The sequence below is a fragment of the Streptomyces sp. CA-179760 genome, from assembly GCF_050937045.1.
Classification (GTDB): domain Bacteria; phylum Actinomycetota; class Actinomycetes; order Streptomycetales; family Streptomycetaceae; genus Streptomyces.
Window position 1 is genome coordinate 587,107 of record NZ_JBNJLZ010000001.1, and the last position, 23,351, is coordinate 610,457.

Below are 23,351 nucleotides of genomic sequence, written 5' to 3' on the forward strand. Positions count from 1 at the left end.
TTTCGCAGCCCTGCCCTGCGGAACTCGCATACCCCCTGCGCATACTGGCGGCATGGAGTTGACGGTGTGGCGAACCTTCGTGACCGTGTGCCGCCTGGGTTCGCTGTCGGCTGCGGCCGCCGAGCTCAATCACACGCAGTCGGCCGTCTCCCGGCAGATCGCCGGACTGGAGCGGCGGCTCGGCGTGCCGCTGATGGAACGTCATGCGCGCGGTGTCCGTCCGACGCCCGCCGGGGAGGTGTTCCGGCGCCACGCGCTGACCACGCTGAACGAGGCCGACCGGGCCGTTCGCGCCGCGCGAGACGCTCATGACGGGGCGTTCAACCGGCCGCTGGCCGTCGGTGCGACCCCTTCCCTGGCCACCGGGATCGTGCCCGAAGCCATCCGGGCGCTGTTGCGGCAGGCCGGATCCGTCCGATGGAGCCTGCTCCCCGCCCTGAGCCCGGAACTGCACCAGCGCGTGCTCGAAGGTGATCTCGACGTCGCCGTCGTCACCGACGCACCGCCGGGGCTGCCCCACGACCAGCGGGTCGAGCGACGCTTCCTCGGGCTGGACGAGATGGTCGTCGCACTGCCCGTCGGCCATCCCCAGGCCGGGCGAGGCCCGGTGCACATCCACGCCCTCGCCGACCAGACCTGGGCCGAGGACAACGACGGCTCGGCGGCGCTCCTGCGCCGGCATGCCGACCGCGCCGGAGTCAGCGCCCGCATCGACCTCGTCGCGGCCGATCTGCCCGGCAAACTCGCCCTGGTCGCGACCGGTCACGCCATCGCGCTCATACCCGGCGTGCTGACGCGCGCCCTGCGGACCGACGTCACCACGGTCGACCTCGTCGACCCTCCGGGCCGGGGCGTCTACGCGATCACCCCACGCCGCGATCCACACCCCTGCGCAGCGCCCCTGCTCGATCACCTCGCCACGGCGTTCGCGTCGATCCGCCCGGCGGCGGTGGCGGCCCCGGCCGCGCGGCTCAGCGGTCCAGTGCGGGAAGGCGGTCCAGGCCGGTCTCGAGCATGATGCGGTCGGCGGTCTCGTGCAGGGCGCTGCCGGCGCCGATGACGGTCTCGACCCCGCCCGGCAGCAGATCGAGCGGCCGGTGCCAGTCGCGGAGCTGTGCCTCGCTGACCTCGTCGGCGATCGGCTTGCCGGCGTGCCGGGCGAGGGTCTCGGCGAACGGTACGTCCAGGTAGTAGCCGTGGGTCGGGCCGCGATGGTCGGCGCGCAGCCGGGCGAGCATGTCGCCGTAGCGGTCGGCGTAGAGGATGCCCTCGACGACGACGTGGAATCCGGCCTCCAGCGCGTAGCGGGCCGTCAGGTCGATCAGGCCGATGTTCGCGGCACCGGGCCGGTCCCGCTCGCGCAGAACGATACGGCGGAGGTTGTCCTGGCCGACCAGGGCCAGGCCGCGGCCGAACCTCTCGCGGAGCGCGGCCGCGACGGACGACTTGCCCGAGGCGCTGTTGCCGCGCAGGACGACCAGCCGGGTTTCTTCGGTGCCCACCATCACGGCGGTCACGTTACCGACGGTGCCGGCTGCCGGAGAGTTGTTGGACCTGTCAACGACTCTTCACCTTGGTGCCGCGAACGCCCCCGGGGTGAGTGCCTGGGACGCCGGTGTCGCCTCCGCCGCCGTGAACACCATGCAGCAGGTCGGCGGCGCCCTCGATACGGCCCTGCTCAGCACCCTCTCCACCGGCGCGGTCACCGGCTGTCCGGCCGGCCGGAACCCCGAGGACCCCGCGGGTGATCGGCGGACCGCACGGTTCTGGAAGGAGGCGGGGCCGGCCCGGGCTCACGAGCCGAAATAGGGGTTCACGGCGATGTAGCCGGTCTCGCACTCGTCGGCTGTTCCGGGCGCGCTGCGGCACAGGGTCATCGTCAGGCTTCTGATGCCGCTCGGGTCGGTGGCGGCGATGTTCTGGAAGTCGGCGGTCGTGCCGCAGCCTTCGGTGTTGTGGTTGTCGCTCACAGGGCGAGCCGCACCGGATCCGGTCCGGATGGTGAGGGTGGCGTGGACGGACCGGTCGTCGCAGGTCTGGTCGGCGACGGCGAGGGCGCCGTTGTCAAAGGAGTTCCGGTCGGCCCAGGTCAGCTGAATGCGGCTCCGGTCTCCCCAGCTGGTGGTGATGTCGCCACTGGTGGTGTCCGCCCAGCCTTGTCCGGCGGTCCCCAGCGTGAGGGCGGTCGTGGCGGCGACGACGAAAGCTGCACGGCGCATATAGGTGCCTCCTCCGGCGGGGCGGCGAGCTGTTCCGCCGCATATGTCGCGTCAATCCTCGACCGCTTCCGGAGGTCACTTCTCGCGAAGCGCCGCCAAAAGCGTGAGCGGCTCGGCTGCTGAAGCCGTCGGCGGCGTCCGCCTGGACGTAGGCGTTGACGGTCTCGGCGACCGTGGCCGGGAAGCCGATGAACGACTGGCGGCCGGTGGTCTCGATGACCAGCTCGCGGATCGACAGGTTCTCCGCCCCGGCGCGCTCGCGCCATTGCCGGGCGACGGCGATCGGGTCGCGTTCCCGCCTTGCTCGACGCCACCCGGCCGGACGCCGTCCTGCACCACGACAGCCACGAGCCGGCAACGCCTCTGCCGGCGTTCGCCGAAGGCCGGGTGGTGCTCCTCGGCGACGCCTCCCACGCCATGACTCCGAACCTCGGGCAGGGCGCCTGGCAGGCGCTGGAGACGCGGCCACCCCTGGCCGCGGCGCTCGTCACCGAGCCGACGGTCGATTCGGCACTGGCCCGATACGACGCCGAGCACCGCCCACGCAGCCAGTCCGCGGCCCGCGCCGCCCGCCGGGCCGACCGGACGGGCCAGCGCCTCACGCACCCCTTGGCCGTCGCCCTGCGCAACACGGCCCTCCGCCTGGCCCCCTCCCCCGCGACCGTCCGCGCCGTCCTGCGCCACGCCGGCCGGACACCGCCGAGCCTGGACCGCCCCGGGCGGGCCGGTGACGCACGCCCCCAGCCCTGAACCCGCGTCGTGCCCGTCCGCAGCGCCCGGCTTCCTCGCGTCGGCTCTGCTTGGCTCCGGTCGTCGACGATGCTCTGCCGGGGGCCTTCGCGAAAGGCTGCGAAGCCTATCGTTGCGAGCATGGTCTTCGAGTCAACGACAGAGCCGGCCGTCTTCCACGCGGCGTTCCGCGAACAGTTCGAGGTCTTCCTCGATGAGCATCGATCCGCGCTGCACGACAGTCTCAACGGGCTGACCGAGGAGCAGGCGCGCCGGTCGCTGGTCCCGTCCAAGACCACCCTGCTCGGCCTGGTCAAACACGCCACGTTCGTCGAGAAGGTCTGGTTCGATGAGGCGATCACCTGTCGGCCCCGTAGCGAGATCGGCATTCCCGACTCGCCCGACGAGTCGTTCGACCTCCACGACGACGACACGGTCGCCTCGATCCAGGATGCTCATCAGCAGGCGTGCGAGGCGTCCCGCCGAGCCACGGAGACGCTGACGCTGGACGACGTCCTCCAGGGCAACCGCCGGGGCCCACTGCCGTTGCGCTGGATCTACCTCCACACCCTGCGCGAGCTGGCCCAGCACTGCGGCCACGCCGAGATCCTTCGCGAGCAGATCCTCGGCGACCGGACGCGCCCCAGCTGATCCGGGGCGCCGGCCGGGGCACCGCTCCCAGGTCCCGTAAGGTCAACATCGTTGCACCGCGAGGGACTTGGGAGGCGGAAACATGAGGCGTGACGAGCTGATCCGGCCGGTGCCGGAGCTGTTGCGGCAGCACGCCGAGGTGGCCGCGCAGCGGATCGCCTACTCCGACTCCACGCGCAGCGTCACCTACGCCGAGCTGGAGCGCCACACTCGCTCGCTGGCCTCGTACCTGAAAACCCGGACAGCACTGCGCGGCGGCGACCGCGTCGCGATCTGCCTCGGCAACTGCGTGGAGGCGGTGGAGAGTTGCCTCGCCGTGCTGCGGGCGGGGATGGTCGGCGTGCCGCTCGATCCGCGATCGTCCGACGCCGAGCTGGCGCACTTCCTCCAGGACAGCGGTGCCCAGTTCGTCATCACCGATGCCGCGCATCTCGCACAACTGCGCCGACTGGGACCGCCGTACGACCGCCTGGGCGTCCTGGTCACCGGGACCGGTCCGGTCCCGGAGGGCGGCGAACTGTTCCAGAGCGCGGTCGAGAGCGACGCGTCCGCGGAGATCGATCTGCTCGGGCTCGACGATCCGGCCTGGATGCTCTACACCTCCGGCACCACGCACCGGCCCAAGGGCGTGCTGTCCACGCAGCGGGCCGCGTTGTGGTCGGTGGCCGCCTGCTACGCCCCGATCTTCGGCCTCTCGCCCGACGACCGGCTGCTCTGGCCGCTTCCGCTGTTCCACAGCTTCAGCCACTCGCTGGCGATCCTGGGCGTGATCGCTGTGGGCGCGAGCGCCCGGATCGCAGGTGAACCCCTGCCGCCGGGCGGTCTGCGCAAGGAGCTGCTCACGGCGTACGAGGGTCTCGGCGGGCCCTTCACCATGCTGGCCGGCGTGCCGACGACGTATCACCGGCTGGTCGGCTCGGCGGGCGAACTCCCGGAGGCGCTGCGGGTGTGCGTCGTGGCCGGCGCCCCGAGCGGATCCGCCTTGCGCGCGGCCGTGGAGGAGAGCCTCGGGGCTCCGCTGCTCGACGCGTACGGCAGTACCGAGACCTGCGGCATGATCGCGGTGAATCGCCCCGACGGGCCCAGAGCCGAGGGTTCCTGCGGGGCGCCCGTCCCGGGCATGGACGTACGCCTGGTCGACTCGCGCAGCGGCGAGGACGTCCCGGACGGCGGCGAGGGCGAGGTCTGGGTGCGCGGGCCGGGCCTGATGACCGGGTACCACGGGCAGCCCGAGGCGACGGCCGCCGCGCTGCGGGACGGCTGGTACCGCACCGGCGACCTCGGCCGGCGCGTCGAGCACGGCCATCTCCGGCTCACGGGCCGGGTCAGCGAGTTGATCATCCGCGGCGGCGAGAACATCCACCCGACGGAGATCGAGCAGGCCCTGGCGCGGTGTCCGGGCGTGTCCGAGGCCGTCGTCGTGGGTGTGCCGCACGACGTGCTCGGCGAGGTGCCGGTCGCCTTCGTCGTACCGGGTCCGGACGGGATCGACGCACGGCGGGTGCTCGCCGAGTGCCGCACCCGACTGGCCGACCACAAGGTTCCGGCCGAGATCCACGAGATCACCGCCGTCCCGCGCACCGCGTCCGGCAAGATCGCCCGGCACGCGCTGGCCGTCCCTGCTCCGGCCACGGCCGGCACCGCTCCCACCGCCCTGCGCGAGCGGCTCATGTCCCTTTCGCCCGAGGACCAGGAACGCGCGCTCCGCGAAGCGGTGCTCACCGAAACGGCCGAGGTCTGCCGGTACACGCCCGGCGATCTGCCCGACGCGGACAGCCCTTTCACCGATCTCGGCATGACATCCGTCGGCGTCGTCGAGCTGGTGGACCGGCTCGGCGAACTGACCGGCCGGGACCTGTCGCCGACGCTGGTCTTCGACCAGCCGACGCCGGCCGAGGTCGCCCGCTACCTGCGCGTGGCACTGTTCGAGGGCGAGCCCGACGACCGGCCGCGTACGCCCCGTGCACAGGACCAATCCCCCGAGGACGACCCCGTGGTGATCGTCGCCATGGGCTGCAGGTATCCAGGTGATGTCAACTCTCCCGAGGAGCTGTGGGAGTTGGTGAGGCAGGGGCGGGACGCCATCTCGGCGTTCCCGTCCGACCGCGGCTGGGACCTGGACGCCCTGTACGACCCGGATCCCGACCGGATCGGCACGTCGTACACGCGACACGGCGGATTCCTGCACCGGGCTGCGGAGTTCGACGCCGGGCTGTTCGGGATCTCACCGCGCGAGGCGCTCGCGATGGATCCGCAGCAGCGGCTGCTCCTGGAGACGTCCTGGGAGGTGTGGGAGCGCGCCGGCATCGATCCGGCCTCGGTGCGTGAGAGCGACACCGGCGTGTTCGTGGGCGTGATGTACGGCGACTACTCCGCCCGCTTCAGCCGCTCCCACGAGCTGGAGGCACACCTGGGGCTGGGCTCGGCGGGCAGCGTGGCCTCCGGGCGGATCTCGTACGTCTACGGTCTGCGCGGTCCCGCGATCACGGTCGACACCGCGTGCTCGTCCTCGCTGGTGGCGCTGCACCAGGCGGCGCGGGCGCTGCGCTCGGGCGAATGCTCGATGGCGCTGGCCGGCGGGGTCACGCTGATGGCGACGCCCAAGCCGTTCCTCGCCTTCAGCCGGCAGCGCGGGCTGTCGCCGGACGGGCGCTGCAAGTCGTTCTCGGCGGCGGCCGACGGCACGGCCTGGGGCGAGGGCGTGGGCCTCGTCCTGCTGGAGCGGTTGTCCGACGCGCGGCGGGGCGGCCATCCGGTCCTGGCCGTGCTCCGCGGTTCCGCCGTGAACTCCGACGGCGCCTCCAACGGGCTCGCCGCGCCCCACGGGCCGGCTCAGCGGCGGCTGATCACACGGGCGCTCGCGGACGCGGGACTGCGCGCCGGCGACGTGGACGCGGTGGAGGCCCACGGCACCGGCACCAAGCTGGGCGACCCGATCGAGGCACAGGCCCTGCTGGCCACGTACGGACAGGGCCGCGAGCAGCCGCTGTGGCTCGGCTCGGTCAAGTCCAACCTCGGGCACACGCAGGCGGCGGCCGGAGTCGCCGGCGTCATCAAGATGGTGCAGGCCATGCGGCACGGCGAGCTGCCCCGGACGCTGCACTCCGACTCGCCTTCGGCTCATGTCGACTGGTCCTCGGGCCGCGTGGAGCTGCTGACCGACGCCCGTCCCTGGCCCGCTTCGGACCGGCCGCGGCGCGCGGGGGTGTCGGCCTTCGGGATCGGCGGGACCAACGCGCATGTGATTCTGGAGGAGGCGCCGGAGAGGGAACCCACGGGCTCACCGGGGGCAGGGGTGGCGCCGCCCGTGCCGTGGCTGCTCTCCGCCGCCGTTCCATGGTTGCTCTCGGCCGCCGACGAACCCGCCCTGCGCAGCCAGGCCCGCCGGCTCGCGGCCGAAGTGGCGAACCGGCCCGGCCTGTCGTCCGCCGACGTCGCCTGCTCACTGGCGGTGTCGCGCTCCACCCTCCCCCATCGCGCGCTCGTGCCGTCCGGTGACCCGACCAGGACGCTGGACGCGCTGAGCGCGTTCGCGCAGGGCCGGGACGCACCGGGAGTCGTACGAGGACTGGCGGACCCGGAGATCCGTACGGCCTTCCTGTTCACCGGGCAGGGGGCGCAGCGCCCCCGGATGGGTGCCGAACTGCGCGCCGTCTTCCCCGCCTTCGCCGACGCCTTCGACGAGGTCTGCCGGCACCTGGACGGCTCTCTCCCCCAGCCGCTCAGCGCGGTGCTGTCCGCCGAGGCGGGCTCACCGGAGGCGGCTCTTGTGGACCGTACGGACTTCACCCAGGCCGGACTGTTCGCCTTCGAGGTGGCGCTGTTCCGGCTGCTCGAGTCGTGGGGCGTGCGAGCCGACCGCCTGGTGGGCCACTCCGTCGGCGAGCTGGCGGCCGCACATGTCGCCGGTGTGCTCGATCTGCCCGACGCCGCGATGCTCGTCGCCGCGCGCGGCCGCCTGATGCAGGCGCTGCCCGACAGAGGCGCGATGGTGGCGCTGGACGCGACCGAGGAAGAAGCCGTGGCATCGCTCGCTGAGTTCGGGGCGCAGATAGCCGTCGCGTCTGTCAACGGGCCCCGATCCGTGGTGATCTCGGGCGCGCGGGACGCGGTACTCGCCGTCGCGGCCGACTTCGAGGCGCGTGGCCGCAGGGCCGTACGGCTGCGCGTGAGTCACGCCTTCCACTCGCCCCTGGTCGAGCCCATGCTCGACGAATTCCTCAGCGTCGCGCGGGAGCTGACCTTCCGGCCGCCTCGTATCCCGATCGTCTCCACCGTGACGGGCCGGCCGGCCGATCCCGCGGAACTGTGCTCGCCCGAGTACTGGGCGCGGCACGCCCGGCTGCCCGTGCGCTTCGCCGACGCCGTGCGCCGGCTCGCGGACGACGGGATCTCCGCCTGCCTGGAACTCGGCCCCGCGCCCGTCCTCACCGCGGCGGCCACCGACTGTCAGACCGAGGCGCTCACGACCCGCCCCTCCGTTCTCGCCGTGGCGACACGAAGCGGTACGTACGAGCCGGAGACGTTGCTGTCGGCCGTGGCCCGGCTGCATGTGGCCGGGGTCACCGTCGACTGGGCGGCGGTGTACGCGGGTTCCGGTGCGCGCCGGGTGGATCTGCCGACGTACGCCTTCCAGCGGCAGCGGTACTGGCTGGACGCGCCGCGCCCGGCGGCGGCCGACGACGGGGCGGCTCTGCTGAGCCCCGCGTTCCCGGTGCCGGACACCGGGCGGACAGTGCTGACCGGACTGTTGTCCCTCGCGACCCACCCATGGCTGGCGGATCATGTCGTCGCCGGGAGGGTCGTCGTGCCGGCGACGGTGTTCGTGGAGATGGCCGTGGGGGCGGGGGACGAGGTGGGCTGCGGCGCGGTCGACGAACTCGTGCTGCTGTCGCCGCTCGCGCTGACCGGCTCCGCCGGGGTGCGGATCCAGGTCGTGGTGGGTGCGTGGGACGACTCGAAATCCCGGACGGTCGACATCTACTCCCGACCGGAGGAGTCCGGCCCGGAGGAGTCCGGCGAGGACGCATCATGGACCAGGAATGTCACGGGACAGCTGGGCCGGGGCCGCGCGGCGCAGGACGAGCTGACGCAGTGGCCGCCCCAGGGCGCCGAGGCGGTGGACCTCACCGGCGCGTACGCCGCCCTCGCCGACGCCGGGCTCGTCTACGGGCCCGCCTTCCAGGGGGTCGGCGCTCTCTGGCGGCGCGGCTGCGACGTCTTCGCGGAGGTCGGGCTGCCCGCGTCGCGCACCGCGGAAGCGGGTCGCTTCGGGCTCCATCCGGCGCTGTTCGACGCCGCGTCGCACGCGCCGCTGCTGGCCGCGTCCGCCGGCCCGGGCACGGTCCGGGTGCCGTTCGCCTGGAGCGGCGTGAGCCTGTACGCCTCGGGAGCCACGGAGCTGCGGGTCAGGGTGACTCCGACGAGCCCGGACACGGTCTCGCTGACCCTGGCGGACTCGTCCGGCCGACTCGTGGCACGCGTGGATTCACTGACCACCAGGGAACTCCCGCCCGACCAGGCCGACATGGCGGACGACCCGGCCGACGCCATCGTACGAAGGGCTCTGCTGCGTCCCGAGTGGGCCGCCTTCGACGTCTCCGGCGACACCGACGGGCACACCTGGGCGGTACACGGGCCCGACGAGCTGAACCTCGCCGGGTTCCTGCCCGGCGCCGTGGACCCCGAAGTCGTCGCGGTCACCGCCGTCGCCCGTGTCACCGGCGCCGATCCGCTCTCCGCCGTACACGAGCTGACCGGCCGCGTGCTCGAGGCGCTCCAGGACTGGCAGGGCGATCCAAGTACGGCCGGCTCCCGGCTGGTGGTGGTGACGCGGGATGCCACTGGGCCGGTGCCGGACCTGGCGGGTGCGGCGGTCTGGGGGCTGGTGCGTGCGGCGCAGTCGGAGCTGCCCGGCCGTGTGGTCCTGGTGGATGTGGACGGGCGGCCCGAGTCGCTGCGGACGCTGCCGTCGGCGGTCGCCACCGGTGAGACACAACTCCGGTTGCGAGAAGGGCAGATGACGTCCGCGACTGGCCGCGGCCGGTGCTGTCTCCGGCCACGCGGCCCCCTTCGACGGGGACGGCACGGTGCTGATCACCGGAGGCACCGGCGCGCTCGGCGCGGAACTGGCACGTCATCTGGTGGCCGAGTACGGCGTACGGCATCTGCTGCTGACCGGACGCCGTGGGCCGCAGGCACCCGGGGCCCGGGAACTGCGCGGCGAACTGGAGGAGTTGGGAGCGCGGGTCGCTCTCGTCGCCTGCGACGCGGCCGACCGTGGCGCCCTGGCCGAGGTGGTCGAGCGCTGCGAGCCGCCGCTGACCGCGGTGGTGCACGCCGCCGGGGTCCTCGACGACGGCGTGCTGGACTCACTGTCCCCGAGCGGATGGCTGCCGTGCTGCGTCCGAAGGCCGACGCGGCTTGGCATCTGCACGAACTGACCCGGGACATGGATCTCTCGGCGTTCGTCGTGTTCTCCTCCGTTTCCGGTCTGCTGGGCCGGGCGGGCCAGGGCAACTACGCGGCGGCGAACACGTTCCTCGACGCCCTCGTCCAGCGCCGCGTCGGCGAGGGGCTCCCGGCGGTGTCGCTGGCGTGGGGCCCGTGGGAGCACGCCGAGGGCATGGCGGCGGGGCAGCACTTCGTGCGCCCACAGCACCCACGCGACGTGCTGGTGCCGCTGTCGACACAGCAGGGCTTGGCCCTCTTCGACGCCGCGCTGCGCTCGACGGAGCCGGTGCTGGCGCCGATCCTGCTGGACCGGGCAGCGCTTCGATCAGGTGCGGGGCACCTGCCACCGCCGTTGCGCGGGCTCGTCCGCCAGAACCGGCCGGCCGTCGCGAAGGCGCCCTCCGGGTCTTCCGGGTCTTCCGGGTCTTCCGGGTCTTCCGGGCAGATGCTGGAGCCGGGAGCCTGGCGGGAGCGGCTGGCCCCCGTACCCCCGGGTGAGCGGGAGGCGGCGCTCGTGGAGCTGCTGCGGGCCGACGTGGCCGCCGTGCTCGGCTATCCGCACGCCGACGCGCTCCCGGTCGGCAAGTCCCTCGCCGACCTGGGGTTCGACTCCCTCACCGCCGTGCAGATCCGCAACCGGCTCAGCATCGCGCTGAAGCTCCGGGTGTCGGCCACGGTGGTGTTCGAGCACCGTACGGCCGAGGAACTGGCACGCCATCTGCTCGGCCTGCTGGACGGCGAACCTGCCGCGGCGACGCCCACCGAGGCCACGGGGCCCGAGCCACAGGCGTACACCCTCTCCTCCCTGTTCCGGACGGTCAGTGCCGCCGGCCAGCCGGTGGCGGCGATGCACCTGCTCGTCACCGCGTCCTGGGCGCTGCCCACCTTCCCGGCCGCACAGGGCCGCGAGCACGCGCTGCCCCCGATCCGCCGCTCCCACGGCCGGTCCGGGCCCGGCTCCGGAAGGCCCGCGCTCGTCTACTTCCCGTCCTACCGTCCCTCGCCCGCGTCGGACGGCGGCGACTTCCCCCGCTTCCACCGCGCACTCCAGGACGAGCTGGGCGTCCTGGAGTTCCCGCACCCCGGGATCGGCGCCGGTACCGCCGTACCTGAGGACCGTGCCGCGCTGGCGCGTACGCAGGCCGAGAACGTGCTGCGGCACGTCGGGGACGGGCCCTTCGTGGTCGTAGGACGCTCGGCGGGCGGCAATGTGGCGCACCTGGTGGCCCACCGGCTGGAGACCATGGGCCGGCCACCGACCGGTCTGGTGCTGCTGGACACGTACCACATCACGCCGGAGAACAGTGGCAAGGACTGGCTGCTGTCCCTGGGCGCCCCACCGCCGCAGGACACCGAACAGCCCTTCTCCACCGGGGACGACGACAGCGCTCTGGCGGCGATCGGTGCCTACAACCGGATCTTCCTCGGCTGGGCCCCCGAGCCGGTCGCCACGCCCACGCTGCTGGTGCGCGCGCTGCGGCCCACGCCCGCCATGGCGGCCTCCGCCGACGCGCACCACTGGCGGACGTGCTGGCCCACGGCACATGAGGTCGCGGACGTCCCCGGAGACCATCTGACGATGATGCGGGAGCACGCGGAGACCACCGCGTCGACGATCCGCACCTGGATCGACGCGCGCACGACGAAGGGAGACCGGTGAGTCAGGCCCATCCCCCGCAGGACTTCGACGTCATCGTGGTCGGTGGCGGCCCGGCCGGGTCCACCGTCTCGGCGGCCGTCGCCCTGCACGGCCATCGCGTCCTCCTTCTCGAGAAGGAGACCTTCCCTCGGTACCAGATCGGCGAGTCCCTGCTCCCCTCCACCGTGCACGGCGTGTGCCGGATCCTCGGTGTCGAGGACGAGGTGGCGCGGGCGGGCTTCAAGCCGAAGCGCGGCGGAACGTTCCGCTGGGGCCGCAACCGGGATCCCTGGCAGTTCTCCTTCGCGCTGTCGCCGCGGCTGGCCGACCCGACCTCGTTCGCCTACCAGGTGGAACGGTCCCGGTTCGACGCGATCCTCCTGGACAACGCCCGCCGGGTCGGGGTCGACGTACGGGAGGGCTGCCGGGTGATCGACGTACTCGCCGACGAGGAGCGGGTCCGCGGGGTGCGCTGGACCGGCCCCGAGGGCGAGGTCCGCGAGGCCACCGCCCGGTACGTCGTGGACGCCTCCGGCAACGGCAGCAGGATCCACCCGCACGTCGGCGGAAAGCGGGTCCACTCCGACTTCTTCCGCAACATCGCGGTGTTCGGCTACTTCGCCGGCGGCGCGCGGCTCCCGGCACCGAACGACGGCAACATCTTCTGCGCCGCCTTCGACGAGGGCTGGATCTGGTACATCCCGCTCCGGGACGATCTGACCAGCGTCGGAGCAGTGGTCGCCCGCGAGAACGCCGAGGCCGTCCAGGGGGATCCGGCGACCGCCTGGCGCCGGCTGATCGACGCCTGCCCGGAGGTACGCGACCTCCTCGACGGGGTCCCGCAGGCCACGGAGACTCCCTACGACCAGGTCCGTGTCCGCAAGGACTGGTCGTACTGGAAGTCACGGCTGTGGCGGCCCGGGTTGGCGCTCGTCGGAGACGCGGCGTGCTTCGTCGACCCGGTGCTGTCCAGCGGGGTGCATCTCGCGACCTACGGCGGACTGCTCGCCGCCCGGTCCCTCAACGGCTGCCTCGCCGGAACCCTCGACGAGGACCGGCTGTTCGCCGAGTTCGAGGCCCGCTACCGGCACGAGTACGGCCTGTTCCACGAGTTCCTGGTCTCCTTCTACGACATGCACCAGGACGAACGGTCGTACTTCTGGAAGGCGCGCAAGGTCACCAGTGTCGGCACGACGGAACTGGAGGCGTTCGTCGAGCTGGTGGGCGGTCTGGCGTCAGGCGACGCTTCGCTCACCGGGGCCGGACCGGCCGGCGAGCGGCTGACGGCGGCCGCCTGCGACTTCGAGCGAGCCGTGCGCCGCCTTCCCGACGCCGACGACCTGCGCAATCCGCTCTACGAGTCCGAGACCTTCCGGCAGGTGTTCCAGGAAGGGACCGTCCTGCAGGAACGCGGGCTGTTCGGCGGCCCGCTGGAGGACGAGGCGCCGCAGCGGCCGGGCGGACTGGTGCCGTCGGAGGACGGGCTGTCCTGGGTCGCCCCTGAGCGGTAGGAATCACGGGGTCACCGCCGTGAGACACCCCTTGCCCGGATGTATGACCTCATGCAGAGTTCTTTCTGCATGAATAGCGGTCAACTGCCTGGATCGAGGGGTGTTTGCGTTTGATCTCGTCTCAGATCGTGGACACTCCGGACACTCCTGAGAGTGTCGGCCTCGGCTCGGCTCTCATCGCTCTCGACGGCACCGGTCTCGGTGTGGCGGACGTCGCGCGGCTCGCCCGCGGGACCGCGCGGCCGACACCTCTGAGCAAGGCGATGCTGCGCATGGAGGAGTCCTGGAACGCCGCCCGGCAGATCGCCGCGACCGGCCGTGTCTACGGCCGCTCCACCGGCGTCGGCGCCAAACGGAACGAGGACGTACCCACCGGGGCGGACGCCGAGCACGGTCTGCGGCTGCTGCGCAGCCACGCCGGGGCCATCGGCGCGGAGCTCCCCGCCCGTCAGGTACGCGCGATGCTCGCCGTACGGGCCAACCAGCTGCTGGCCGGAGGCGCGGGGCTGCGGCCCACCGTCGTGACGGCACTGTGCGAGGCACTGGAGAGCGGGGCGTATCCGGTCGTCAATGAGTTCGGGTCCGTCGGCACCGGCGACATCGCGGCCCTGGCGCAGGCGGGGCTGGCCCTGGCAGGGGAGCATCCCTGGCGCGGCGGCACCCCGCCGGAGCCCCTTCCGCTCGACAACAACGACGCGCTGGCCTTCATCAGCAGCAACGCCCTCACCCTCGGTCAGTCGGCGCTCGCCCTGCACGAGCTGCGCGGGCTGCTGGAGGCCACCCAGGTCGTCGCCGCGCTGTCGCTGCTGGCCACCGACGGCTCGCACGAGGCCTACGCCGCCCCCGTGCACGCCGCCCGCCCGCACCGCGGCTGCGCCGATGTCGCCCGCCGTATGCGGGAGCTGATCGGCGCGGCCGATCGTCCGACCCCGCCGCTGGACCGTCTCCAGGACCCGTACGGCTTCCGCTGTCTGCCTCAGATCCACGGCCCGGCCCATGACGCGGCGGACGCCCTGGAGGAGGTCGTCGCCGTCGAGATCAACGCGGCCGCCGAGAACCCGCTCATCTTTCCCGAGGACATGGCGGCCTATCACCACGGCGGCTTCTACCAGGCCCAACTCGGCCTCGCCCTGGACCACTTCCGGCTGTCGCTGACGCAGGTGGCACGGCTGTCGACCTCCCGACTCGCGACCCTGAACGAGCCCGCCTACACCCGTCTGCGCCCCTTCCTCTCCGACCAGGAGCCCGCCTCCTCCGGCGTGATGATCCTGGAGTACGCCGCCGGGGCCGCGCTCGGTGATCTGCGGGCGTTCTCCGCGCCCGCGTCGCTCGGCCACACCGTGCTCTCACGCGGCGTCGAGGAACAGGCCAGCTTCGCCTGCCTGGCCGCACGTCAGACACTGCGCGCCTGCGGCGCGTTCCGTCTCGTCGTCGGCTGTGAACTCGTCTCCGCCGTACGGGCGTTGCGCCAGCGCGGCCTGAGGCCCGAGCCGGGGCTTCCGGTGGCCCACGCGTGGGAACTCGCCGGATCGGTGCTCGACGAGGACCATGCCGACCGGCCGCTCACGGACGATGTGACGGCGGCGGCCGCACTGCTCGACCGGTTCACGGACATCTGGAGGAAAGGCACGTGAGGTCACCTGTAAGGGTCGGCGCACTCGTACCTCTGACTCGGCCCGGCTGGGCCGAAGCGGGCCGGCACCTGCTCGCCGGACTGGAACTGGCCGTATCCGAAGTCAATGACGCCGGGGGGATCGTCGGGAGACCGCTCGAGCTGGTGGTCCGGGACACCGCGGCTGATCCCCAGAGGGCCACGGCGGCAGTGGACGAACTGTCCGCCCTGGGCGTGGCCGCCCTGTCCGGGGAGTATCACAGCGTCGTCGCCCGCACCGCTGCCGCCAGAGCCGATGCCGTCGGCCTGCCGTTCCTCTGCTCGTCGGCGGTGATCGACGCGCTCACCGAACAGCCGACGGAATGGGTCGCGCGCCTGCCTCCGCCGCAGTCCGACGGCTGGCGGGCCTACGCGGACTTCCTCCGCGGCGCGGGCCACACCCGTATCGCCGTAGCGACCCAGCCGAGTGCCTACTGGGCATCCGGGGCCCGCGTGCTGCGGGACTCTCTCGCTCCACGCGGCGGCACGGTCACCGAACTCGACATGAGCGCGCTCACTCCCGCAGCCGTGTGCGACGCACTCGTCGGCCATCGCGCGACCGCCCTCCTGCTGCTGGTCGGCCACCCGGAGCCGGCCGTGCCGATCGTCCGGTCCGTCCGACGCGACCAACGCCTCGCCGAGATCATGATCGGTGCTCCGGCCGGGCAACCTGAGTTCACCGAATGGGCGGAGCTGCTGGGCGACGACGGCGCCGGGGTCCCGTTCCTGCGCTACCTGCCCGAGCGCCTCAGCCCTCTCGGTGCACGAGTCGGGTCAGCCCTCCGCCGGCGGCTGGCCGAAGCGCCCTCCTTCGTCGCCTTCGAGGGCTACGACACGATCGCCGTACTGGCCGACGTCCTGCGCTCGCACGGCACGGACCGACGGCGCATCGCCGGATCCTGGCCGCGTGTCGCGGTCGAAGGAACCCGCGGGCAGATCCGGTTCACCCGTACGCCAGGCAGCAGCGTCTGGCAATGGGCCGGGCCACCCATCCAAGTCGTCGACCGGGACCCGGCGGCACCCGATCGCTTTCGGATCCTTCACACCGGCTGAGCCGGGCCCTCGCTGAAGGCTGGATCCACGTCGGTGTACAGCAGGTCGTGGTCCGAGTACGGGGTGGTCTGCACTCGGTGCCTGAGCGGGGCGATGCCTCGCAGGAAGACGTAGTCGAACTTGCTGCGCCAGTCCGTGGTCGGCTTGCAGGTGCCGACGGACGAGGGACGGCACTCGGAGTCCGTGTCCGCGGCCAGTGCCCAGATAGGGGCGAGTTCGGGTGCGCCCGGCACGGCGTTGAAGTCGCCGAGAACGATCGCACGGTCGTGCCGGGCGACATCCGCGGCGAGTACGCGGGTCTGGTCCGCTCGGACCGCTTCCTGACGTCGTTGGGCGAGGTGGGTGTTGAAGACCCGGACGGGCTGGCCGCCCACCATGGTCGTGACGGACATGTATCCACGGTCCTCGGATCCTCCGTCGGGGTATTCCACCTCGACGGTGTCCGTCATGGGCGCGGCCGAGAGGACCGCCTGACCGAAGCCTCCCGGATTCCACGGCGCTCCCCCGCAGCGGCCCCAATCCTGCAGAACCGTCCCGTACTCGACGTGGTACTCCAGCCCGTGAAGGCTCTTCAGATACTCCCGGATCCTCTCGACATCACGCACACAGGCTTCTTGCAGGCCGATGACCTGAGGCGCGTACGTGGCGATCTCCGCCGCCCGGCCGACGTTGCTCGCATCGCACGGGTTGCAGATGTTCCATGTCATGACCCGGTTCGGTACCACATCCCTGACGGCGTCGACGGGCACCGACCTGCCGAAGAGGGCACCGCTGGGTGCGCTGGGCCCGACCAGCACCATGCAGGCCACGACCACGGCGCCCGCGAGCAACCGCGTACCCCTGACGAGCACCATCGCCTCCTCCATGTGAAGACATGTGGCATCCGACGTCTCCATGTTCATGCACGAGGTTATGGGACGAGGCTGTCGGCGACACACGCTTCTGATCCTTCAGCAGCCGGGGCACGCCGAGAGCCGCGAAGTCGCGGGATCGCCCCTCCTTCGAATCGTCCGGCATGGGGCGACCTTCCCGGATCGTGACACGAGGCATCACCGCCCACGCCCCGCCCCGGCCCTGCTCGCACCCACCGCCCCGGAAGGAAACGCCGTGACCGTCGGCATCGAACTCCCGCACGCCCCTGTTCCGCTGTCGCGTCTCGTCCTGGGCACGATGACCTTCGGTGACACCGTGGACCGTACGACGGCCGCGTCGATGCTGGACGCCGCGCTCGATGCGGGCATCACGGGCGTGGACACCGCGAACGGCTATGCGGGCGGTGACAGTGAGCGGCTGCTGGGGGAGTTGCTGCCGGGGCGCCGGGAGCGGGTCGTGCTGGCGACCAAGGCGGGCATCCCGCATCCGGACCAGGGCGACCATGCGCCGCTGTCGCCGGGCGGGCTGCGGGCCGCGCTGGAGGGCAGCCTGAAGCGGCTCGGCACGGACCATGTCGACCTGTTCTATCTGCATCAGCCGGACCGTGCGACGCCGCCGGCCGAGACGCTGGCGACGGTGGCCGAGTTCGTCGCCGAGGGCAAGATCGGTGCGCTGGGTGTGTCCAACTACGCGGCCTGGCAGATCGCCGAACTCTCCCGCACGGCTGAGGAGGTGGGGGCTCCGCGTCCGGTTATCGCCCAGCAGTTGCACAACCTCCTCGCCCGCCGCATCGAAGAGGAATACGTCGAGTACGCGGCCGTCAGCGGTTTGCGCACGGTGGTCTACAACCCGCTCGGCGGTGGCCTGCTCACCGGACGGCACACCTTCGAACAGGCCCCGGGCTCGGGCCGTTTCGGTGATTCGAAGCTGGCCGCGATGTACCGGCAGCGGTACTGGGACGAACGGCTCTTCACCGCCGTTGAGGAGCTGGCCGCCGTCGCCTCGCAGGCGGGCCTGCCGCTGACCGACCTCGCCCTGCGCTGGCTGCTGGAGCGCCCCTCCACCGACGCACTGCTCCTGGGCGGCTCGAAGGCCGAGCACCTGCTCGCCAACATCACGGCAGCCGCCGCCGGGCCGCTGCCCGCCGATGTCACCGCGGCCTGCGACGAGGTCGGCGCCCGCCTGCGCGGCCCGATGCCCGCCTACAACCGTTGACCCCACACCCCCGGACCGTTACGGAGACCCCCCTCATGGCAACCGGCCGCACCCCAGCCGAGTTCACCACCGCCCTGCGCGCCCGCGAACAGCTCATCGGCTACTGGTCCCTGCTCGACTCACCCATCGCCGCCGAACGCCTGGCCCGCCTGGGCTACGACTACCTCGCCTTCGACGCCCAGCACGGCCTCTTCGGCTACCAGGGCATGCTCAACAACCTCCTGGCCACCGACACCAAAGGCTCCACCGCCGTCGGCATCGTGCGCGTGGAGGCCAACGACCCCACCTACATCGGCAAAGCCCTCGACGCGGGCGCCACCGCCGTCATCGTCCCGCTGATCGACACCGCCCAGGACGCCGCCGACGCCGTCGCCGCCGTCCGCTACCCACCACTGGGCCGCCGCTCCTACGGACCCATGCGCGCCCAGCTCCGCATCGGCCCCGACCCCGCCGACACCCATGCCCAGACCGCCGTCCTCGCCATGATCGAAACCGCCGACGGCCTCGCCAACGTCGAAGAGATCTGCGCCACCGACGGCCTTGGTGATCGCGGTCTGGCGCCTGCGCTACACCGGCGTCCCGCCCCGCTTCCGCGCCAACCCCTGGATGACCGCCGCGCTCATACTCAGCAGCGCGGCGATTCTCTTCCTCTGCGTGTACGGGGTGCTCGAGACGCTGGGCCTCATGCCGGGCGACTGACCGGCCAGACCCCGCGCTGCCGGAGATCAGCCGAAGATCATGCGGTGCCCGCGGGCCGTGTCCATGTACTCGCGCACCCGGTGGATCAGCCCGTCCTGGAGTTCGAAAACGAGGCAATACTCATTGGCGTAGTGGTTTCCGTCGGCCAGAGTCGCCGTCATGGTCTCCTCCACGACCACCCGCTCGCCATCGGCGTGAAGTGCGTGGAAGGTGACCGTGACGTCACGCACGAACAGGCGGGGGAAATCCTCGGCGAGAAAACGCGCGATCGCCTTCCTGCCGACCATGTGGCTGGGGACCTGCAGTGCCGTGGCAGTGGCGTTTCCCGGCGGCGCGATCCACTCGGCGTCCTCGGTGAAGACCGCGGAGATCCGGTCAGGGTCGTGGGCGGCGAACGCCTTCCACGCGTTCTGGACAATGTTGCGGCTCTTCTGCGACATGCCCGCCGACCCTAGGCAATCGCAGGCGAAGGAGCTGGCGATGTTCCGACAACACCCCCTGAGATCTCAAAGCCGGAAACCACAACCGGCCGTCCCCCTCGCCTGTGAAGAGCCGTCCCCCTCGCCTGTGAAGAAGGGACTTTTCCTGATAAGAACTGACTGAAGCTCGAAGCAGGACCGGCCAGGAATCACCCTCCGTCACGGATCACCCAGAAAAACTGTGGAGGCAGCCGGTGGGAGACGTCGGGATCGACCGCAGGGCCTTTCTGAGCGGAGTCGGCGGAACCGCAGCGGGTGCGGCGGCCGCAGCGCTCACCGCGTGCGACAGCCGCACCGACCGGAGCTCCACCAAGAGCAGCAAGCTGCTCGTGGTCCGTGATTTCGGCGGCTCTTACGGCGAGGCGAACCGGAAAGCGATCTACGACCCGTTCACCAAGGAGACCGGCATCCGGATCAACGTGGTGAACTTCTCGAACACCCAGATCCTCGCCCAGATCAAGGAAGGCCGCCCACGGTTCGACGTCATGGACATCGACATGTCCAATCTGGTGCGCTTCGAGCACGCGGGCGCCTCCGAGGAACTGGACTACGGCCGATTGAAGAACACCCGGAACGCCGGGATCGCCGATTCCCTGCTCACCCCCAACGGCGTGGGCAAGAGCTACTGGGCCAGCGTCCTCGCCTACGGCGCGGACGCCTTCGGCGGGCGGAAGCCCGAGTCGTGGGCGGACTTCTGGAACCTCGGCAGCTTCCCGGGCCGGCGGGCACTTCAGGGCGCGGTGGACTGGCCGGAACTGGAGTTCGCCCTGCTCGCCGACGGTGTGCCGCTCGACAGGCTCTACCCGCTCGACGTGAACCGTGCTTTCAAGGTCCTCGACGAGATCAAAAGCTCGGTTCGGACGTTCTGGGAGTACGGCGCCGAACCGGGTGAGCTACTGGATCGCAACCGGGTCGCGGCATCCAGCAGCTGGGCCGGACGCGTCCAGAGCCTGATCAAGGACGGGTCTCCGCTCGCGTACGAGTGGAACGGCGCCCGCAGGCAGAGCAACGGCTACGGAATTCCCAAGGGTGCCGCGAATCCCGACGCCGCCTATCGGCTCATCGATTTCGCACTGCGGCCCGAGGTCCAGGCCTATTCGGCCCGGATCTACCCCGAAGGGCCCGTGGTGCCCGCCGCCTACGGATTTCTCACCGAATCCACCGCCGTGAACCTGGCGAGCACGCCTGGGCACCTGCTGTCGGGCTTCGACCTGGACATCGCGTGGTGGCTGGAGAACCAGGACTCCGTGACCAGACGCTGGCAGGAGTGGATGCGCGGCTGATCGACCGAACCCAGCCATATAGCCGTATATGACTGTTGATGGTAAAGAGTCGGTATGGCCAGGCACCTTGGTCGGCTCGCGGCCTTCCGGCCCTCCGCACAGAGCGGAGGGCGCCCTCGGCGGGTCTCGCACAAGGCAGAGGAGCCCGGTCCGCAGCCGGAGCAGGCATTCCGGCCCTCCGGCAGACGCCGGAGGGCCTTGTTGCCAAGGGTGCGCAGCGTCGCCGGCCAAGTGTTTCTGCTTCAGCTCGTGATCATGGTGCTGTTCGCCGCCGCCGCGGGAGGGGCTCTCGTGGTCCAGGCCCGTGACTCGAGCATGCAGGAGGCCCGGCAGCTGTCGATGGGTGTCGCGCAGTCCTTCGCGCGCGCCCCGGGGACGCTGGCTGCCATGAAGTCCGGCGACCCCACCGAGCTGCTGCAGCCGCGCGCGGAGGACACCCGCAGGAACACCGGGGTCGACTACGTGGTCGCGTTCGATCCTCAGGGCTTTCGCTGGACCCACCCCGACCCCAGGCTGATCGGCAAGCACATCTTCGCCCTGCGCGAGGGCGGCGCCGCCGACCGGCCCTTCACCAAGACGTTCGAAGGCAGCCTGGGTCTTGCCGTGGACACGACCGTCCCCGTCTACGACACCAACAGGACCACCATCGTCGGCTTCGTATCGGTCGGGGTCACCGTCGCCAGCGTGGACGACGTGGTGCAGGAGCAGCTGCCGCAGCTGCTGGGTTTCGCCGGCGCGGCGCTCGCGGTGGCCGCGGTCGGCACGGCGCTCGTCTCCTGGCGGCTGCGGCGGCAGACCCGAGCACTGGATCCGTCCGGGATGACCCGGATGTACGAGCACCATGACGCGGTGCTGCACGCGGTGCGGGAAGGCGTAGTGATCATCGGCGATGAGGCCCGGCTGCTGCTCGCCAACGACGAGGCGCGGCGGCTGCTGGACCTTCCCGCGGACGCCGAGGAGCGCCGTGTCACCGAGCTCGGTCTGGCGGCGGACACCGCCGAGTTGCTGGGCTCGGGCCGGACGGTGACGGACGTGGTGCACCTGGCGGGCGACCGGCTGCTGGCGGTCAACATCCGGCCGGTCGATCCCGGCAGCCGTCCCGCGGGCAGCGTCGTCACGTTGCGCGACACGACAGAGCTGCGTGCACTGGCGGGCCGGGCGGAGGTGGCCCGGGAGCGGTTGGGGCTGCTGTACGAGGCAGGTATTCGGATCGGTACCACGCTGGACGTGGTGCGCACCGCGCGGGAACTGGCCGAGGTGGCGGTCCCCCGGTTCGCCGACGCCGCGACGGTCGATCTGCTGGATCCGATCCTGCGGGGCGCGATGTCGGCCGGCCCCGGCCCCGAGATGCGCCGGGTGGCGGTACACGGCGTCGACGGTGCCCGGTCGCTCTACCCGGTCGGGGAACTGATCCGCTTCGCCCCCACCTCGCCCGTGGCTGTCGGCGCCGAGCGCGGCCGCGCGGTCCTGGACGCCGACCTGACCACGTCCAGTGAGTGGATGAACGTCCAGGACCCCGAACGCGCGCGGCACCTGCTGAGCCTCGGCTTCCACTCCCTGATCACTGTGCCGCTCCAGGCCCGCGGTGTGGTGCTGGGCGTGGCGAGTTTCTGGCGCTCGGACGCCGTTCCCTTCGGCGGCGAGGATCTGGCCTTCGCCGAAGAACTGGCCGCCCGGGCCGCGGTCGCCGTCGACAACGCCCGCCGCTACACCCGTGAGCACACTCTGGCCGAGACACTCCAGCGGAGCCTGCTGCCCAGCTCCCTGCCCGACCACTCGGCCGTGGAGGTCGCCCACCGCTATCTGCCCGCCCTGGAGGGGGTGGGGGCGACTGGTTCGACGTGATTCCCCTGCCCGGTGCCCGGGTCGCCCTGGTGGTGGGCGACGTGGTGGGGCACGGCCTGCATGCCGCGGCCACGATGGGTCAGCTGCGTACCGCGGTGCACAACTTCTCCACCTTGGACCTGCCCCCGGACGAGCTCCTCGGGCATCTGGACGAGCTGGTCGCCCGGATCGACAGCGACGAGAACGTCGAGCGGGACAACGAGAGCGTCTCCGGAGCCACGTGTCTCTACGCGATCTACGACCCGGCGTCCGGGAAGTGCGCTCTGGCCCGGTCCGGGCACCCCGAGCCGGCCCTGGTGCACCCCGACGGAACCGTGGAGTACCTGAGGGTGCCCGGTTCACCGCCGCTCGGCCTGGGCGGCGGCCTGCCCTTCGAGACCGCCGAACTCACCCTTCCCGAGGGCTCCCGGCTGGTCCTCTACACAGACGGTCTGATCGAGGACCGGGAACACGGCCCCGACACCGGCCTCGCAGCACTGCGCCAAGCCCTGGCCCACCCGGCCCGGACCCCCGAGGAGACCTGCCAGGACGTCCTCGACGCGGTGCTGCCCGCCCGGTCGAGCGACGACATCGCCCTGCTCGTGGCCCGCACCCGCCTGCTGGACCCCTCCCACGTGGATGAATGGGACGTACCCAACGATCCGGCGGTGGTCGCCGGCATCCGGTCGGACGTCGCTCGCCGGCTGGAGATCTGGGGGCTGGAGGAGATGGCCTTCACGACCGAGCTGATCATCAGCGAGTTGGTCACCAACGCCATCCGCTACGGCACGGAACCCATCCGGCTGCGGCTGGTACACGACCGCGACAGCCTGATCTGCGAGGTCGCCGACGGCAGCAGCACCTCACCACACCTGCGCCGGGCCGCGACAACCGACGAAGGCGGACGAGGGCTGCTCCTCGTCGCCCAGTTCGCACAGCGCTGGGGCACCCGCTACACGGCCCGGGGCAAAGTGATCTGGACGGAACAGTCCACCCAGAGCCCACCGGCCTCTCCCGACGGAGCATCGGCCGACGCGCTGCTGGACCAATGGGAGGACGCGGCCTGGTGAGC

The 23,351-nt window shown here is 71.7% G+C and carries 13 protein-coding genes and 4 pseudogenes; 12 read left to right on the forward strand and 5 right to left on the reverse strand.

Translation table 11 applies throughout. From position 1 onward, the window contains the following. Positions 1-52 precede the first annotated feature (52 nt). Positions 53-1,018 carry a LysR family transcriptional regulator gene (locus tag ACQEV8_RS02765; RefSeq protein WP_432957048.1) on the forward strand — a complete coding sequence of 322 codons (966 nt, stop codon included), beginning with the start codon at positions 53-55 and terminating at the stop codon, positions 1,016-1,018. Here the strand turns inward: ACQEV8_RS02765 and ACQEV8_RS02770 are convergent. Further along, positions 972-1,505 carry an AAA family ATPase gene (locus ACQEV8_RS02770; RefSeq protein WP_432972353.1) on the reverse strand — a complete coding sequence of 178 codons (534 nt, stop codon included), beginning with the start codon at positions 1,503-1,505 and terminating at the stop codon, positions 972-974. The two genes, ACQEV8_RS02765 and ACQEV8_RS02770, sit on opposite strands and share 47 nt — an antisense overlap. 91 nt (positions 1,506-1,596) lie before the next feature. Here ACQEV8_RS02770 and ACQEV8_RS02775 point away from each other — a divergent pair, with 91 nt between their 5' ends. After that, the gene (locus ACQEV8_RS02775) at positions 1,597-1,809 is read left to right on the forward strand and encodes a hypothetical protein (protein ID WP_432957050.1); all 213 of its coding nucleotides are present in this window, start codon (positions 1,597-1,599) and stop codon (positions 1,807-1,809) included. Here ACQEV8_RS02775 and ACQEV8_RS02780 read toward each other — a convergent pair. Then, positions 1,794-2,219 (reverse strand): hypothetical protein, encoded by a 426-nt coding sequence (locus ACQEV8_RS02780; RefSeq protein ID WP_432973406.1) that lies wholly within the window; start codon positions 2,217-2,219, stop codon positions 1,794-1,796. The genes ACQEV8_RS02775 and ACQEV8_RS02780 overlap by 16 nt on opposite strands. 121 nt (positions 2,220-2,340) lie before the next feature. Continuing rightward, positions 2,341-2,520: pseudogene (locus tag ACQEV8_RS02785) on the reverse strand (F420-dependent methylene-tetrahydromethanopterin reductase); the annotation flags it as partial. Between ACQEV8_RS02785 and ACQEV8_RS02790 the strand changes: the two are divergent. The 6 genes and pseudogenes from ACQEV8_RS02790 to ACQEV8_RS02815 form a co-directional block, all read left to right on the forward strand. Then, positions 2,511-2,969: pseudogene (locus tag ACQEV8_RS02790) on the forward strand (FAD-dependent monooxygenase); the annotation flags it as partial. The pseudogenes ACQEV8_RS02785 and ACQEV8_RS02790 overlap by 10 nt on opposite strands. Positions 2,970-3,089: 120 nt before the next feature. After that, positions 3,090-3,599 carry a DinB family protein gene (locus ACQEV8_RS02795; protein WP_432957052.1) on the forward strand — a complete coding sequence of 170 codons (510 nt, stop codon included), beginning with the start codon at positions 3,090-3,092 and terminating at the stop codon, positions 3,597-3,599. A gap of 82 nt (positions 3,600-3,681) precedes the next feature. Beyond that, on the forward strand, positions 3,682-11,712 hold the full coding sequence (locus tag ACQEV8_RS02800; protein WP_432957053.1) for a type I polyketide synthase: 8,031 nt from the start codon (positions 3,682-3,684) through the stop codon (positions 11,710-11,712). Then, the gene (locus tag ACQEV8_RS02805) at positions 11,709-13,202 is read left to right on the forward strand and encodes a tryptophan 7-halogenase (protein WP_432957055.1); all 1,494 of its coding nucleotides are present in this window, start codon (positions 11,709-11,711) and stop codon (positions 13,200-13,202) included. The genes ACQEV8_RS02800 and ACQEV8_RS02805 overlap by 4 nt, the downstream gene beginning before the upstream one ends. Before the next feature lie 113 nt (positions 13,203-13,315). Continuing rightward, positions 13,316-14,836, forward strand: a complete 1,521-nt coding sequence (locus tag ACQEV8_RS02810; RefSeq protein WP_432972356.1) for an aromatic amino acid ammonia-lyase — start codon at positions 13,316-13,318, stop codon at positions 14,834-14,836. Beyond that, positions 14,833-15,906 carry an ABC transporter substrate-binding protein gene (locus ACQEV8_RS02815; RefSeq protein WP_432957057.1) on the forward strand — a complete coding sequence of 358 codons (1,074 nt, stop codon included), beginning with the start codon at positions 14,833-14,835 and terminating at the stop codon, positions 15,904-15,906. Before ACQEV8_RS02810 ends, ACQEV8_RS02815 begins: the two co-directional genes overlap by 4 nt. Here ACQEV8_RS02815 and ACQEV8_RS02820 read toward each other — a convergent pair. Continuing rightward, on the reverse strand, positions 15,894-16,802 hold the full coding sequence (locus tag ACQEV8_RS02820; protein ID WP_432972359.1) for an endonuclease/exonuclease/phosphatase family protein: 909 nt from the start codon (positions 16,800-16,802) through the stop codon (positions 15,894-15,896). The genes ACQEV8_RS02815 and ACQEV8_RS02820 overlap by 13 nt on opposite strands. 211 nt (positions 16,803-17,013) lie before the next feature. Between ACQEV8_RS02820 and ACQEV8_RS02825 the strand changes: the two genes are divergently transcribed. Beyond that, complete coding sequence (locus ACQEV8_RS02825) at positions 17,014-17,994, forward strand: aldo/keto reductase (RefSeq protein ID WP_432957059.1); 981 nt, start codon at positions 17,014-17,016, stop codon at positions 17,992-17,994. A gap of 35 nt (positions 17,995-18,029) precedes the next feature. Next, positions 18,030-18,476, forward strand: a pseudogene (locus ACQEV8_RS02830) (aldolase/citrate lyase family protein); the annotation flags it as partial. Between the two features lie 243 nt (positions 18,477-18,719). On the opposite strand, the gene ACQEV8_RS02835 reads toward ACQEV8_RS02830, so the two are convergent. Beyond that, entirely contained in the window at positions 18,720-19,133 is a 414-nt protein-coding gene (locus ACQEV8_RS02835) for a nuclear transport factor 2 family protein (RefSeq protein WP_432972362.1), read from the reverse strand. A gap of 233 nt (positions 19,134-19,366) precedes the next feature. Between ACQEV8_RS02835 and ACQEV8_RS02840 the strand changes: the two genes are divergently transcribed. Both ACQEV8_RS02840 and ACQEV8_RS02845 read left to right on the forward strand, forming a co-directional pair. Beyond that, the gene (locus tag ACQEV8_RS02840; RefSeq protein ID WP_432957061.1) at positions 19,367-20,455 is read left to right on the forward strand and encodes an ABC transporter substrate-binding protein; all 1,089 of its coding nucleotides are present in this window, start codon (positions 19,367-19,369) and stop codon (positions 20,453-20,455) included. 54 nt (positions 20,456-20,509) lie between these two features. Continuing rightward, positions 20,510-23,349: pseudogene (locus ACQEV8_RS02845) on the forward strand (SpoIIE family protein phosphatase). Positions 23,350-23,351: the final 2 nt, after the last annotated feature.